This is a genomic window from Bradyrhizobium sp. NAS96.2 (genome assembly GCF_001908235.1).
Taxonomy (GTDB): Bacteria; Pseudomonadota; Alphaproteobacteria; order Rhizobiales; family Xanthobacteraceae; genus Bradyrhizobium.
The window spans coordinates 11,073-25,812 of the sequence record NZ_LGHK01000107.1; the positions used below are offsets into that span (position 1 = coordinate 11,073).

General features: G+C 64.4%; 11 protein-coding genes. 3 read left to right on the forward strand and 8 right to left on the reverse strand.

Translation table 11 applies throughout. The features are described from left to right. Positions 1–39 precede the first annotated feature (39 nt). The 4 genes from hpnE to AC628_RS23110 form a co-directional block, all read right to left on the reverse strand. Entirely contained in the window at positions 40–1,290 is a 1,251-nt protein-coding gene (gene hpnE / locus AC628_RS23095; protein ID WP_074129021.1) for a hydroxysqualene dehydroxylase HpnE, read from the reverse strand. Next, positions 1,290–2,126, reverse strand: coding sequence for a presqualene diphosphate synthase HpnD (gene hpnD, locus AC628_RS23100; RefSeq protein WP_074129022.1), 837 nt, complete (start codon positions 2,124–2,126; stop codon positions 1,290–1,292). The genes hpnE and hpnD overlap by 1 nt, the downstream gene beginning before the upstream one ends. Then, positions 2,123–3,001 (reverse strand): squalene synthase HpnC, encoded by an 879-nt coding sequence (hpnC, locus tag AC628_RS23105; protein WP_074129023.1) that lies wholly within the window; start codon positions 2,999–3,001, stop codon positions 2,123–2,125. The genes hpnD and hpnC overlap by 4 nt, the downstream gene beginning before the upstream one ends. Positions 3,002–3,195: 194 nt before the next feature. Further along, positions 3,196–3,435 (reverse strand): hypothetical protein, encoded by a 240-nt coding sequence (locus tag AC628_RS23110; RefSeq protein WP_074129024.1) that lies wholly within the window; start codon positions 3,433–3,435, stop codon positions 3,196–3,198. Between the two features lie 403 nt (positions 3,436–3,838). On the opposite strand from AC628_RS23110, the gene AC628_RS23115 reads away from it, so the two are divergent. Next, entirely contained in the window at positions 3,839–4,342 is a 504-nt protein-coding gene (locus tag AC628_RS23115; RefSeq protein WP_074129025.1) for a hypothetical protein, read from the forward strand. A 79-nt stretch (positions 4,343–4,421) separates the two neighbouring features. Here the strand turns inward: AC628_RS23115 and AC628_RS23120 are convergent, their stop codons facing one another. From AC628_RS23120 to AC628_RS23135, 4 genes are all read right to left on the reverse strand, one after another. Continuing rightward, the gene (locus tag AC628_RS23120) at positions 4,422–6,806 is read right to left on the reverse strand and encodes an efflux RND transporter permease subunit (RefSeq protein WP_074129026.1); all 2,385 of its coding nucleotides are present in this window, start codon (positions 6,804–6,806) and stop codon (positions 4,422–4,424) included. A gap of 298 nt (positions 6,807–7,104) precedes the next feature. After that, positions 7,105–7,899, reverse strand: a complete 795-nt coding sequence (eutC, locus tag AC628_RS23125; protein WP_074129027.1) for an ethanolamine ammonia-lyase subunit EutC — start codon at positions 7,897–7,899, stop codon at positions 7,105–7,107. 4 nt (positions 7,900–7,903) lie between these two features. Continuing rightward, positions 7,904–9,490 carry a B12-binding domain-containing radical SAM protein gene (locus tag AC628_RS23130; protein ID WP_074129028.1) on the reverse strand — a complete coding sequence of 529 codons (1,587 nt, stop codon included), beginning with the start codon at positions 9,488–9,490 and terminating at the stop codon, positions 7,904–7,906. Between the two features lie 128 nt (positions 9,491–9,618). Next, complete coding sequence (locus AC628_RS23135) at positions 9,619–11,001, reverse strand: ethanolamine ammonia-lyase subunit EutB (protein ID WP_074129029.1); 1,383 nt, start codon at positions 10,999–11,001, stop codon at positions 9,619–9,621. 345 nt (positions 11,002–11,346) lie between these two features. Between AC628_RS23135 and AC628_RS23140 the strand changes: the two genes are divergently transcribed. Both AC628_RS23140 and AC628_RS23145 read left to right on the forward strand, forming a co-directional pair. Then, complete coding sequence (locus AC628_RS23140; protein WP_143201756.1) at positions 11,347–13,053, forward strand: methyl-accepting chemotaxis protein; 1,707 nt, start codon at positions 11,347–11,349, stop codon at positions 13,051–13,053. Between the two features lie 171 nt (positions 13,054–13,224). Then, positions 13,225–14,727 carry a sensor domain-containing diguanylate cyclase gene (locus AC628_RS23145; protein WP_074129031.1) on the forward strand — a complete coding sequence of 501 codons (1,503 nt, stop codon included), beginning with the start codon at positions 13,225–13,227 and terminating at the stop codon, positions 14,725–14,727. The last annotated feature ends 13 nt before the right edge of the window (positions 14,728–14,740 follow it).

Below are 14,740 nucleotides of genomic sequence, written 5' to 3' on the forward strand. Positions count from 1 at the left end.
CCGGCTGATCGAAAGCCGCGGCCGCTTAACAGATCGAATCTAGCGCGTGGCCAGAACCAGATCGGCGGCGCGATCACCTGACCGCACCGATCCCTCGATGGTTGCCGGCAACCCGGTAGCAGTCCAGTCGCCGGCAAGGAACAGGTTTTTTTGCGCCGTTGCGGCGCCCGGACGCAGGGCGTTCTGCTCCGGCGTCGCCTCAAATGTGGCACGGCGCTCGCGCACGATCTGCCACGGCGGCAGGTCACCGGAAACACCCGACGCCTTGCAGATATCCCGCCAGATCGCCTGCGCGAGCTCCTCGCGCGGCATGTCGACCAGGCGGTCGCCGTTGCTGATCGTGATCGACAGCCGTTGCGGGAACGCGAACAGCCACTCCACGAGGCCGCCGACCACGCCGAGAATGGGCGCGGCATCGCGCGGCGGATCGACGCGGAAATGCGCGTTCACGATGGCGCGGAATTTGGTCGGGGTTTTCACGCCGGGCAATAGGGCGGCCGCAGCGCGCGGCGGCACCGCGAGCACGATGGCATCGCCGGCCGCCAGCGCGATCTTGTCGCCGCCGCCAAAATCGAGCTCCGTGACGCGATCACCGGACATGCCAAGCGCACGCAATTCGTGACTGAACTGGACGCTGTGACCCCGCTCCTGCAGCAGCTTCACGGCCGGCTCGATCAGGACCGAGCTCAAGCCGTCGCGCGCGATCAGCGGGCGGCAGGCCTGCCCGCCCGCGAGCAGCGTCTCGCGCACGATGGCGCCGGCAAGCCCCGCCGAGCCCTCCGGCGGATCGACGTTCAGCGCAGCGAGCAGCAGCGGCTGCACCAGGCGGTCATACAGCGTGCCCTTGCAGGGAATGGTGTTGCCGACCAGCGCCTCGGTGCCGGCCCAGGCCAGCGGCGCCAATGCGAGATAGTCACGCAAGGTCGTGTCCGGGACGCGGCGCGCCTCATCGAACACCCACAGCGGCAGGCGTGAATCGCCGAGGTCGAGCTGCCAGCGCTGGCCGGAGGCCAGATCGACAAACGGAAACTGCGCGCGTGCGGGCCCCACCAGGCCGGCCTCGGTACCGATCGAACGCGCGTAGCTCAGCGCATGGCGATTGCCCGACAGCAGGAGATGGTTGCCGTTGTCGATCGTGAGATTGGTGGCGGCGTCGAAATAGGAGCGGCAGCGGCCGCCGGCCTGCTGCGTCGCCTCGTGGACGGCGACCCTGTAGCCGCCATTGGCGAGCCGCACGGCGGCGGAGAGGCCGGAAATACCGGCACCGATGATATGAACGGTCTTTTGCATCAGATGATCGCGTAACGGAGAAGAATGCCGATCTTGGCCGCCTTGGACACACGCACCGGCGCACGCGGGGCGGTGAAGCCGCGCGCGATCAAGAGATCGAGGATCGCGCGGTAGTATTTCGACATGATCCGCGGCGCGCGCACGGCGCGGCGCGAATTGCGCTTCATGATCTCGTCGGACTTCTGGAAATGCATCTTGGCGCGCTCGGCGAGCGGCGCGCAGACCTTCGGCAACGCGCGGTCGGCGGTGACGCGGGCCGGGTCGTTGTTGGTGATGCCGGCATGCCAAAGCCATTCGCGCGGCAGATAGAGCCGGCCGAGACCGGCATCCTCGTCGATGTCGCGCAGGATGTTGGTGAGCTGCAGAGCACGGCCGAGGTGATACGCAAGCTGGATGCCATCGTCCTCGGGCAGGCCGAACACACGCACCGACAGCCGGCCGACTGCGCTCGCGACGCGATCGCAATACAGATCAAGCGTCGCAAGATCCGGGGCGCGGATGTCCTGCGGCACGTCCATCTCCATGCCGTCGACGATCGCGACGAAATCCTCGCGCTTCAGGCCGAAGGTCTTCACCGACGCGACATAGTCCTTCAGCCGCTCCGGCGGATGCCCGGCATAGAGCGCGTCGATATCGTCGCGCCACTGCTGCAATGCGGCCAGGCGCTCCGGCCGCGGACCGTCGGAATCGGCGATGTCGTCGACCTGACGGCAGAAGCTGTAGATCTGAAACATCGCCTCGCGCTGCGCGTGCGGCAGGATGCGCATCGCGGCATAGAACGAGCTGCCCGAAGCGGTGCTTCCGTAATTCGCGTTGGCCGCCGCCTCAGCACTCATGCGCCTGCCGCCGTCTTGGAGACCGCACGCCGTCCGGTCGCGCGCTGCGCGGTCTCGCCGGCGACGCCGCCGAGGCTCTGCAGCAACAGTTCAACCTTGCTCAAATGCACGCGCTCGCTGAGCGGATCGCGCACCTTCAGCATGTTGACGATCTTGTCGGCGAACGCCTGGATCACGGAGATCTCGAGCCCGAGCCGGAAATCCTTCACCTCGGCGGCGAGCGACTTGCTCTGGTCGAGCAGCACGGCGGTGCGCACCGCAAGCGCCTGCAGGCATTTGAGCAGGGCCGGCTGTGACTTCGCCTCGCCCAGCATCTCGACGGTCGCGCCCGCGGCGGCGAGCGCATCGCGCGGCAGGTAGACGCGGTTCAGGTTGCGGTAGTCCTTGCCGCAGTCCTGCAGATGATTGTTGATCTGCAAGGCCGCGCAGAGCGCATCCGACGCCGCCCAGGTCGAGGTATCCTCGCCATGGACGTCGAGCATGAACCGCCCGACCGGCATCGCCGAATAGCGGCAATAATCGATCACATCGTCCCAGGTTTCGTAGCGCAGCTTGGTGACGTCGAGGCGGAACGCCACCAGCACGTCGAGCGCATGCCGCGGCGCCATGCCGCGCTCGGCGAAGGCCCGGCGCAGATCGACCGCTTCCTTCTGGGTCTCGCCATTGCCGAGCAGTTCGGCCTCCATGAGGTCGAGATAGCGCAGCTTCTCGTCGGCCGGCAACGTGGCGTGATCGGCGATATCGTCGGCGGTGCGGACGAAATTATAGAAGGCCAGGATCAGGGCACGATGCCGCGGATGAATGATCCACGACGCGACCGGAAAATTCTCGTCGCGGTGGGTCTTTCCGGATCGCAGGTCGCTCGCGGTGGTCATGGGAAATTTGGGCTACACTGGTCATGGCACGACGCAGGCGCGAACCGTCAGCGCATGCGGGGGATTTGCGAGCCCCATATAGGGGAATACGCCACCAAAACCAATGCTATCTGTGACCGCCAGCATATGCAGCCGCGGCCGGCACGGAGCCAGCCGCGGTGTCGATAGCGGTCCCTTGAGACCTGAATTCGATCTTATTGGCCGTGGGTCTTCAGCACCTGGTCGCAGGCGGTGCTGATCTTGCTGCGGTTCTGCTGCAGGCAAGCGAGAATGGTGAAGTCGCCCTGATCGATGACGGAGCGGCAGTGACGCTGCACGTCACGCGTGCAGGCCTTCTGCTCATCGGGTGTACCGCGTCCCTGCTGCTGCTGGGCGACGGCGCTGGACGCAAGCGGGATCGACAACAGGGCAAGAGCCAAGAGAAATTTACGCATCGTATTCCTTCATTTCCGACAGCAGAAAATCTGTTCCCGAAAGCGTTTCGGCAAGGCCGGGACGGATTTTGGGGATTGCAGACGCCACGTAACGCGGCAACGGATTGACGACAAGCACTGCTAAATGCGGCTAAATTTGCGGCGCTGTAAACCCCTGCTTAAGTCGTTGATTCACAACACCGATTCACGCCATCACTTTGTCGCGCTTGGCTATTGCGGATGGTACTCGCGCAAAGCTAGATGCCATGATGAGGCCACCGGCTTCTGATTCTGTTCGATGACGAAAGGCGTGGCGCACCCCGCCTCTGTCGTTTGAACCTAACATTCTTGGGTGACACTAAACCTTCGATGCGGCGAGACGCTTTCTTGCGAAAGAGGCGTTGATTTTGATGGGAAATTCACAATGAAACTGTTTGGTTCCAGCCTTTATGGTCAGGCCCTCAGAGCTGTGGGCGTCGGCGCCGCACTGATGCTGTCTGCCTCCGCGGTCCATGCCCAGGCCAGCGGGCCGTTTGCCGGTTTTGCCGGCTCTTGGACCGGCACGGGCACGGTGGCGTTGTCCAACGGCACGACCGAACGCATTCGTTGCAAGGCGGATTACAAGGTCGCGCCATCGGGTCTGAGCCTGAAGCAGACCCTGCATTGCGCCAGCGACAGCTACAAATTCGACCTCTCCAGCGACGTCACAAGCCAGGGCGACCGGATCTCCGGCAACTGGAGCGAGGCGAGCCGCAACATCTTCGGCAATTTGCAGGGCACCGCGGGCGGCGGCCGGATCGACGTGTTCGTCGAGGCGTCCGGCTTTGCCGCCAACCTGAACCTGCAGACCAACGGCTCCAAGCAGGTGGTGCAGATCGACTCCAAGGGCGAGATCCGCGGCGTCACGATCACGATGACGAAGACCTGACACTCCCGATCGATTTCGCTGACAAACAAAAGGCCCGGTTCCGAGCGCTTCGGAACCGGGCCTTTTCATTGTCGGTCGATCAGGCCTTTTCGATCGGCGCCGGCTGCCCGCCCTTGCCGCGGAGCTTTTGCGACAGATTGATCAGGAACATCGAGGTCGGCCGCAGGATGAAGAGGTCCGCGACCAGCGCTGCGACCATCGAGAACGCGCTGAGCCAGCCAAACAGGCGCAGTGACGGCAGGTCGGAGAACACGGTGACGACGAGGCCGCAGGCCAGCACCACCGTGGTCAGGATCAGTGCGGGACCGACCAGGACGGTGGCGCGCTCCACCGCAAGTTCCGGCGTGACACCGGGCTTGGTCTCGAGCCGCAGGCGGTTGAGGAAGTGGATAGTGGCGGAGAGCCCAAGGCCGAACGACACGGTCAATGCCACGACGCTGGCGAATTGCAGCCCCTCCCCGAGCAGCCACAGCACGGTGCCTGACAGCACCACGGGGAAGATGCCGGGCAGAATGCAGGAGAACATCACCACGATCGAGCGGAACGCCAGCCCGATGAAGATCGCAACCAGCGCGAACTCGACGGTGAGGCCGCGGTTGAGCTTCTCGATCATGTTGGCGCTGTTACGCGCGGCAATCACCGACAGGCCGGTGACGGCGATCTCGTAGCCGGGATGCTCGGCACGCACCTTGTCGAGCGAGTGATCGAGCTTGTTCACCACCGGTAGCAGCTGGCTCGAATCGAGATCCGGAACCCGGCCCGACACCACGACCGCATCCTGATCCTTCGAGATGAAGCGGCGCACGAGATGTTCGGGAATCACGCCGACATATTCCTTCAGCGTCGCGACATCGTTGCTGCCGGCCTTTTCGGCGAGCCAGCGCCGCAAGGTCTCCAGCGACCAGACGTTGCCGACGCCGGCGCTGTCCTCGACCATCGCGTGAACGTCGGCGATCGTCTTCAGCGTCTCCGGCGAGTAGAGCGATTGACCCTTGGGGAATTCGATCAGCACATCGACCGGATTGGCGCCGGTCAGCTTGGCGTCGAGCCGGCTCGACGCCTCCACCGCCTGCCGCTTGTCCGGCACCTGGTCGGCGAGCCGGTAGCGCGGCTCGAGATTGGCGTAGATGATGCCGAGGCCGCCGACGACGATCAGCGCGAGCAGGCTGAACAGCCCAGGACGACCGACCATGCGCACCGCGATCCAGTAGCAGAAATTGCGCAGCGCCTGCACGCCTGCATCCGCGCTCTGGAACTTGACCGCAAAGACCTTCTCGTTGCGCACCAGCAGGATGCCGAACACCGGCACCAGCGAGAGCACCGCGACCAGCGCGATGATGGTCGCCGCAAGCCCGGCCTCGCCGAATTTGCGGATCAGGTCGGAATCCGAGAACTGCAGCGCGATGAAGGAAATGCCCGCCGTGCCGTGCGTCAGCACGCAGGCCGGGCCGACCACCAGCACCGCGTTCTTGAACGCGGTGAACTTGTCTTGCCCCGCGATCAGCCGGTCGCGCGCCGCGAATGTCAGCTGCATCGAGTCGGAGAAGCTGATCACCATGATGAGCGGCGTCATCACGTTGAGGAACATGTTGAGATTGAAATTGGCCCAGCCGAGGCCGCCGAGCGCGAGCAGGATCGCGATCATCGGCGGGAACGCCGCCGCCACCATGAAGGATATCTTGCGGAAGAAGATGATGGCGATGACGCAGCCGGCGAGGATGCCGAGGATGTTGTAGGTCAGGCCGTCGCGCTCGACCGCGTTGCGGATCTCGAGCTGCATGACCGGCACGCCGGACAGCTGGGCATTGAGCCCGCTGCCGCCGAGATCGTCGGCCATGATCTTCCTGATGTCGCCGACTACCTTGCCGAGCTTGTTGCTGCCGACCACCTCCGGTTCGAGCGACAGCACGACCAGCGCGAGCGTGCCGTCCTCCGACAACAGCTTGCCGCGGATGATCTCGTTGCTTTTGACGGTCTCGACGAACTTGTCGTAGGCGGCGCCCTCGGGGAGTTCGTTCGGGAACAGCGCCGCCGGCAGCTTGCCGGGCTCCGGCGCCTGGCGCGCCGAGAACAGCGACACCAGGCCGCGCACGCCTTCGACGAGCTGCAGGTCCGTGACCATGTCACGGAGCTTGCCGAGATTGTCGCGCTCGAGCAGCGTCTTGCCTTCGACCACGACGAGAACGTCGAACTCGGTCGCCGGGAAGCGCTTGGTCACCGCCTCATATTGCTTGTAGTCCTTGGATTCGGAACGGAACAGCTGCGACAGCGAATCGTCGATCTTGATCCGATGCACGCCGAACAAGGCGCCGATCAACAGCAGAACGAGCACGATGCAGGACAGGATCGGCGCCCGCATCGGGATCAGGCCGAGACGCTCGATCCCGAACGCGATGCTGGGGCCCGACCGCGGTTCTTCGACCTTCTCGACGTGGACCTGACTTTCGGAGTTCTTTTCGAGCATGCCCTGTCCAGTTCTGAAAACGTCTCAATCTGTCTAGCTTGGGTCTAAAGCGCGATGAGATCAGCTTGGATCGTCACCGCGCTTTAGCTCCTTGTTTGCGCATGATCTTTTCGGAAAACCGCTTCGCACTTTTCCGGACCATGCTTTAGGGGCGCGAATGCGGCGGGTGAGCGCAACTGATCGGCGCTAGTCCTTGAAAACACGCGAATATTGACCGGCGCCGGTTTTACCCGTCCGCCCCTTTGCTCGCAAGCGCGAGGGTCCGACCAAATTGGCGGGGAACCGGCGATCCCCACCATTAAGTATCTGATTTGCCACACCCTGGGAGCGCATTCTGTGACGATCCACCGCCGCTTTCATCTTTCAACGCGACCCCGGTGATCTGGCGTGCCAGGCCTTCGCGCACAAGCCAGGAGATCCTGAACGCCGCTTCCGGATAACTCAGCCCGGCACGGTGGATGTTGGAGATGCAATTGCGGTCGGCATCGGTGAGGCCGATCCGCGGCGCAAAGGTGAGATAGGCGCCAAGGCTGTCGGGCGCGGAAAGGCCGGGCCGTTCACCAATCAGCATCACCAGCATGCGCGCGCCGAGGATGGCGCCGATCTCGTCACCGAGCGCAACGCGCGCGCCGGACGCGACGACCACCGCACCAGTGTCGATCCCGTCGGCCGCGAGCCGCGGCAACAGGTGCCGGATCAATTCGACGGCGTGCACATTGACCGCCGTCGGCGACAGGCCGTCTCCGATCACGATGGCGCAGGCGCACGCGGCGATGCCGCTGCTTTCCAGCGACCGCCGCGATGCGGAATCCAGCATGCGCCCGAGATCCGGCCGGCGCAGATAGTCGCGCCGGTCGTGTGCCTGGCTCGACACCTCGCGCGGCGTGATGCCGAGGCCGGCAAGACCGGCCGCAATGCTGCTGATCTCGAATGCCGCGTGAACGGCGTCGCGCGCGCGGGCATGGTCGAGCGTAAACGAGAGCAACGCATCGGTCGGCAGACTGGCCCCGGACCGGCCGAGCCCGACGCGCGCCGGCGTAAGGTCACGCAAATCGGGGAGCGAAGGGGACGATGGCGCCGGCGGTGTCGTCATGCTGTCATTCGGCGGGAACGGAAGCCTCGCGCAACCGGATCGAGTAGTTCGAGGCGTTCTGCCGGCCGCTGGAGGCCGCGCGTGCAAACGTGATCAGATGGTGCGCAACCAGCGTCGCCGAGATCAGCCCCTCGATATCGCCGCGCTTGAGCCGGCCGAGCGCAAACTTCCAGAACACGCGCCTGTAGTCGCCGAGTACGCCGACCTTCCAGAAGATGTTGCGCAGCATGATCAGGCCGCGCCGGATGTTCGCCCAGCTCTTCATCTCCGGACTGACCGGCACCTTGATGCGGTTGGCATAGGTGTAGTTGCATTGATGCAGATAGCGCTCGAACAGCTTCTTCGGCTCGTAGGCGATCTCCATGCATTTGCGCCAGGAACTCACCACATCCTCATAGGGCAGCAGGAACTCGACATTGGAGTCGCGGCCCTCATCATCGATCAGCCGCCCCGCCTTTTCGAGCCGGTCCCACAGCGGCGTCTTCGGCAACGCCTGCAGCAGATTGATGGTCAGAAGCGGAATCCGGGACTCCTCGACGAAGGAGATGAGCGCGTCACCGGTCTGGGGCTTGTCGGTGTCGAGCCCCATGATGATGCCGGAGACGACCTCCATGCCGAACGAGTTGATGGTGCGCACACCCTCCAGGATCGGAACCATCATGTTCTGATCCTTGTGCATGGCCTTCAGCGCGTCGGGATCGGGCGTCTCGATGCCGACGAAAATCGTCACGAAGAAGGCCTCGCGCATCTTCTCCAGGATCTCGGGCCGCTTGGCGATGTTGAGCGTCGCCTCGCAGGCGAGGCGCGTCACATAGCCGGTCCGCTTCTGCCATTCGATCAGATGCGGCAGCAGCTCGCTCGCCGCCTTGCGGTTGCCGATGAAATTGTCGTCGACGAAATAGACCGTGTCGGTCGCGCCGCATGCGCGCAGCTTGTCGAGCTCGGCGATGATCTGCTGCGGCGACTTCAGGCGCGGATTGCGGCCATAGAGCCCGGGGATGTCGCAGAACTCGCACTGATAGGGACAGCCCGAGGAGAACTGGATGCTGCCGAGGAAGTACTTCTTGGTTTCGGCGAGCTCATAGGCCGGCAGCGGGAAGTCCGTCATCGGCAGCCGGTCGATGGTCTTCAGCACCACCTGCTGGTCGGGGCGGCTGGTATCATCGGCGAGGCGCCTGATCAGCTCATTGGTCGCATCGCCGAGCTCGCCGACATGAAGGTAGTCGAATGAGGGATAGTAGTCCGGGCAGGCACTGACCGACGGACCGCCGATCGCGACCACCAGGTCGTGTTCATGCGCACGACGGCAGATGTCGTTCATCTGCTGGCGCTGGATGTGCATACCGCTGACGAACACGGCGTCCGCCCACTCGAAATCCTCCACCGTTGCCGGACGCAGATTCTCGTCGACGAAACGGACCGGCCAGTTCTCAGGGAGGTATGCGGCAATCAGCAGCAGCCCCTGCGGCGGCATGAACGCCTTGACGCCGTCGGTCAGGGGGTAGGCGTGCTCGAAGGTCCCAAACGACGACGTATAGCGCGGAAAGACGCAGAGGATACGCCGTGCTGTCTTTATGCCCTCAGCTCTCATCAATCGACCCCGAAGCACCCGCAAATCTAACCATGGCGTGGAACGCTGGGCCAGAAATTCTTCAACATTGTGGCACTTACCAACGTCACAACGGCGAGATAGTTGCTCTGCAGAATTTTGCTATCCCGTCAGGTCAGGAGCCGGGCAGCGAGGTCGGGCAGCCGCCCCGCATCGCTGACGAGGCGGAAGTCCTGCCCGGCAAGGCCTGCATGCACCAGCCAGTCGTCGAATTCCGGCGCCCGCTTCAGGCCGAACAGGTCACGGACGTAGAGCGCATCGTGAAACGATGTCGACTGATAGTTCAGCATCACGTCATCGGCGCCCGGCACGCCCATGATGAAGTTCACACCGGCGGCGGCAAGCAGCGTCAGGAGATTGTCCATGTCGTCCTGATCGGCCTCGGCGTGGTTGGTGTAGCAAACGTCGATCCCGAGCGGCAGGCCGAGCAGCTTGCCGCAGAAATGATCCTCGAGCCCGGCGCGGATGATTTCCTTGCCGTCATAGAGGTATTCCGGACCAATGAAGCCGACCACGCTGTTGACGAGCAGCGGATCGAACGCGCGCGCCACCGCATAGGCCCGCGCCTCGCAGGTCTGCTGGTCGACCTGGTGATGGGCATTGGCCGACAGCGCCGAGCCCTGCCCGGTCTCGAAATACATCACATTGTCACCGACCGTGCCGCGCCGCGGCGACAGCCCAGCCTCCCGCGCCTCCCGCAACAGCGAGAGGTCGACGCCGAAACTGCGATTGGCCGCCTCGGTGCCTGCGATCGACTGGAACACGAGATCGACCGGCACCCCCTGCCCGATCAGTCCGAGCGTGGTCGTGACATGGGTGAGCACACAGCCCTGCGTCGGAATCGCGAGCCGCGTGATGACGTCGTCCAGCAGCCGCAGCAGGGTGCCGATGACCTTCGGATCGTCGCTCGCCGGATTGATGCCGATGCAGGCATCACCCGATCCGAGCAGCAGCCCGTCGAGGATCGAGGCAGTGATGCCCTTGGGATCGTCGAAGGGATGATTCGGCTGCAGCCGCGTGCTCATGCGCCCGCGCAGGCCGACGGTGTTGCGGAAGCGGGTGATCACCTCGCACTTCTTCGCGACCAGGATGAGATCCTGGTTGCGCATCAGCTTCGACACCGCGGCCACCATCTCCGGTGTGATGCCGCGCGAGATCTTCCTGATCGCATCGGTGGTGGCGGCATCCGACAGCAGCCAGTCGCGGAAGCCGCCGACGGTGAGCGACGACACCGGCAGGAAGCCGGCGACGTCGTGGCTGTCGAGGATCAGGCGGGTGACTTCGTCGTCCTCGTAGGGGATGACAGGCTCATCGAGGAATTGCTTGAGCGGAACGTTGGCGAGCGCAAGCCGCGCGGCGATCATCTCCGCGGCACTGTCGGCCGCGATGCCGGCCAGCCGGTCGCCCGACCGCGGCGGCGAGGCCTTGGCAAGCAGGATGCGCAGATCGTCGAATGCGTAATTGGTGGCGTCGATGGTGTGACGATAGAGCATGGGGAGTCGCGTGGGGCTGGGGCAACGTAACCTAGCACCTCTTTGCGAAAGTGGTGCCATCAGCTTGGCGCTGCGCGCCGGCGGATGTTGATGAGTGATGATGATGGCGGCGCGTCATTCAACACGGCGGCCGGCCGCTGGAACCCTGCGGACGCAGAGGCCCCCATAAGACATTGGGATTATTTGAGGATTTTGACGGTTGCGGCCGCGCCAGGCCCACGCGTTAAGAAATTATCCATGAACATTTTGCATAAGCTTTAACCGGCCGAAGGTGCTCCCCGGCCTCTTGGAGTGCCCTCAATGCCTGCCCCCACCACATCCCCCATCTCCATGTCCCGGCCTCCGATGGCGTCCCGATTCTCGCTTGCTGCCCGGCTGTACTCGACGTTTGCGCTGATTGCGGCGTTGACCGCGGCCATCACCGTCCTCTCCGACTACAACGCGCGGCGCAACGCCGAGCTGACCGCGGCCGTCGACCTCGCGAGCCGCGCCGCGCTCAACGTCGAGCGGGTCAACTCGCTGGTCTATGCCGTGGTGATGGAATCCCGCGGCATTTACATGTCGACCGATCCAGCTGCGGTGAAGAAGTACGGCGACGGACTGCTGGCGTTCAACGAGCGCATCCGCGGCGTGGTCAAGAACTGGGAAACCCTGGTGCAGGCCGACGACGCCACCGAATTCGCGGTGTTCAAGAAGCGCATCGAGCAGTTCATCGAGTTCCGCAAGGAGCTGGTTCGGCGCGGCATCGAGATCGGCGCGGCAGCCGGCCGTGAGTGGGGCGACAACGACGCCAACCGCGACGTGCGTACCGCGCTGAACAAGGACCTCGAGGCGCTTTCCAAGGTCTATGCCGAGCGCAGCAAGAAGCTGGCGCAACAGACCGACACCAACCGTGAGCTGGCACTGTTGCTGACCGGGCTCGGCGCCGCCGCCCTGATCGTGGTGGTCCTCGGCGTCTTGATCATCGCCCGCTCGGTGGCGCGGCCGCTGTCGCAGATCACCACGACCATCAAGCACGTCGCCGAGGGCGCCGACCATGTCGACGTGCCGCATGTCGATCGCGGCGACGAGATCGGCGCGCTGGCGCGCGCCATCAAGGTCTTCCAGGAGGCGATGGATCGCAATCGCAGCCTGAACGCGCAAGTCGTGCGGGACTCCGAGGCCCGCGACGCCCGCGGCCGCCATATCGAGAGCTTCGTCGAGACGTTCCGCGCCACGATCGGCGACGTGCTCCGCGCTGTGCACGACAACGCTGCGACGATGCGTCAAACCGCGCAGACCATCGCTACCGTCGCGTCGGACGCCAGCGGCCGCGCGGTTGCGGCGGCCGGCGCGACCGAACAGGCCTCGAGCAACGTCTCCGCGGTGGCGGGTGCAGCCGAAGAGCTCTCCGCCTCGGTCGAGGAGATCGGCCGCCAGGTCAAGCAGTCCTCCGGCGCGGTCGATCAGGCCGGTGCGCGCACCGACCGGTCGATCACCGAGATCGAGAGCCTTGCCGCCACCACGCAGCGCATCGACGGCGTGTTAAGCCTGATCCAGGCGATCGCCGAGCAGACCAATTTGCTCGCGCTCAACGCCACCATCGAAGCCGCCCGCGCCGGCGATGCCGGCCGCGGCTTCGCGGTCGTTGCGCACGAGGTCAAGGCGCTGGCCGGGCAGACCGCGAAGGCAACCGCCGAGATCAGCGAGAATGTCGGCCTGATCCAGGCCTCGACCCGCAACTCGGTGGCCGCTGTGCGCGAGATCGGCCAGGCGGTGCGCGAGATCAGCAACGTCACCGCCAACATCGCCAGCGCGATCGGCCAGCAGGACGCGGCGACGCGCGAAATCTCCGCCAATGCGCAGATGGCCGCCCAGGGCAACGAAACGCTGGTGACAAATGTCGGCTCGCTCCGCGACGACATGGACCAGACCAGCAGGGCGGCGGAGTCGGTGCTCGCGGCATCGAACGATCTGACCGCCACGGCCGAAACGCTGTCGCGCGAAGTCGAGCAGTTCTTCCACAACCTGCGCCGCGATGCCGCCGAAGACCTGCGGCGCACCGGAACCTGAACGGATCAGGTCATCCGTCTGGGGCCTGCGACTGGCCCGACCGATCTGCAATGGTTAAGACTCTCCCAACGCACAGGCGCAAATTGCCTGCGCTTGAGGTCGCCTTTCTCAATTTGATGCCCCTATAGAAAGTGTCGAAGCGCGGGGGCGCGGGGAAAGTGGAAGCGAGCAATGAACGGGCTGTTGCCAAAGCCGAAGGCGGTGCCGACCAAACGGCTCTTTGCGCTCGGGATCGGTCTCGTCTTGTGCTTTTCGGCGATCTGCGCGTCCATTCTCTGGGAGATGGCCGGTAAGGACTATCAGCATGCGAAGGAAGGCGCGACCAACCTCGTTGCCTCTATCGCCAGCGAGATCGACCGCAACATCGAGCTCTATGATCTCTCGCTGCAAGCGGTCGCCGACGGCGTCAAGCTGCGGGAGCTCGGCAAGATCAGCCCGGAGCTTCGCCAGGTCGTGCTGTTCGACCGCGCCGCCACCGCCAAGGACCTCGGCTCGATCCTCGTGCTGAACACGGCGGGAGACGTCACGCTCGATTCCCGGACACTGACGCCGCGCACCGCAAACTACGCCGACCGCGACTTCTTCCAGGTGCATCGGGCGCGAGCGGACAGCGGATTGTTCATCAGCGCGCCCTGGGTTACTTCAGACGGCGAATATCTGATCAGCCTGAGCCGCCGCATCAGCAACGACGACGGGTCCTTTGCCGGCGTGGTCGCGGGCAGCATGCGGCTCAGCTATTTCCACAATCTGTTTCGCAAGCTGAACTTCGGCCTCAGCGATAGCATGGCGTTGTTCAACACCGATGGCGTCATGCTGATGCGAGCACCGTTCGACATCGGCAAGATCGGGCAAAGCATCAGGGACTCGCAGGTCTTCAAGCAGTATCCGGCACGGCAATCCGGCTTCTACACGACGAAATCGATCGTCGACCATGTCAGCCGGCTCTATGTTTTCCAGGCGGTCGGGCATCATCCCCTGATCATCGCCGAGGGTCTCGCGCTCGACGGCATCTATGCCGACTGGTGGCAGCAGGTGTGGCTGATCGGAAGCGTGGTCGCAGCGCTCTGCGGCTTCTCGATCGTCCTGATGTTCTATCTGCTGGCCGCGCTCAAACGGCGCGCCGCCGCGGAAGGCCGGCTCGCGCACCTCGCAAGCACGGATGCGCTGACAGGCCTCGCCAACCGCCGCCGGCTCGACGATACGCTCGACGTCGAATGGCGGCGTGGCATGCGCGCAAAGTCGCCGGTATCGCTTCTGATGATCGACGTCGATCACTTCAAGACCTTCAACGACACCTACGGCCATCAGGCCGGCGACGCCGTGCTCGCCACTGTGGGGCGGTGCATCGCAAGCAGCACCAAGCGCGCTACCGATCTCGGCGCGCGCTATGGCGGCGAGGAGTTTTCGGTACTGCTGCCCGGCATCGGCAAGGCTGGCGCATTGGAGGTTGCCGAACAGATTCGCGCGAAGCTGACCGCTGCGCGCAAATCCGAGCATGAGTTGCCGACCATCAGCATCGGATTGTCCTGCCTCGTCCCGGACCACGAGCGCACGTCGCGCGATCTGCTCAAGGCCGCGGACCTCGCGCTCTATCAAGCCAAGCATGAAGGCCGCGACCGCGTCATCATCAGCCCGATCGGGTGGGACAAATCGGGCAAGCGGCACGTCGCCTGATCGGGATCGCGGC

Coding starts and splice junctions, on each gene's coding strand:
- hpnE (WP_074129021.1), bottom strand. CDS start 1,290: ATGCAAAAGACCGTTCATATCATCGGTGCCGGTATTTCCGGCCTCTCC.
- hpnD (WP_074129022.1), bottom strand. CDS start 2,126: ATGAGTGCTGAGGCGGCGGCCAACGCGAATTACGGAAGCACCGCTTCG.
- hpnC (WP_074129023.1), bottom strand. CDS start 3,001: ATGACCACCGCGAGCGACCTGCGATCCGGAAAGACCCACCGCGACGAG.
- AC628_RS23110 (WP_074129024.1), bottom strand. CDS start 3,435: ATGCGTAAATTTCTCTTGGCTCTTGCCCTGTTGTCGATCCCGCTTGCG.
- AC628_RS23115 (WP_074129025.1), top strand. CDS start 3,839: ATGAAACTGTTTGGTTCCAGCCTTTATGGTCAGGCCCTCAGAGCTGTG.
- AC628_RS23120 (WP_074129026.1), bottom strand. CDS start 6,806: ATGCTCGAAAAGAACTCCGAAAGTCAGGTCCACGTCGAGAAGGTCGAA.
- eutC (WP_074129027.1), bottom strand. CDS start 7,899: ATGACGACACCGCCGGCGCCATCGTCCCCTTCGCTCCCCGATTTGCGT.
- AC628_RS23130 (WP_074129028.1), bottom strand. CDS start 9,490: ATGAGAGCTGAGGGCATAAAGACAGCACGGCGTATCCTCTGCGTCTTT.
- AC628_RS23135 (WP_074129029.1), bottom strand. CDS start 11,001: ATGCTCTATCGTCACACCATCGACGCCACCAATTACGCATTCGACGAT.
- AC628_RS23140 (WP_143201756.1), top strand. CDS start 11,347: ATGGCGTCCCGATTCTCGCTTGCTGCCCGGCTGTACTCGACGTTTGCG.
- AC628_RS23145 (WP_074129031.1), top strand. CDS start 13,225: ATGAACGGGCTGTTGCCAAAGCCGAAGGCGGTGCCGACCAAACGGCTC.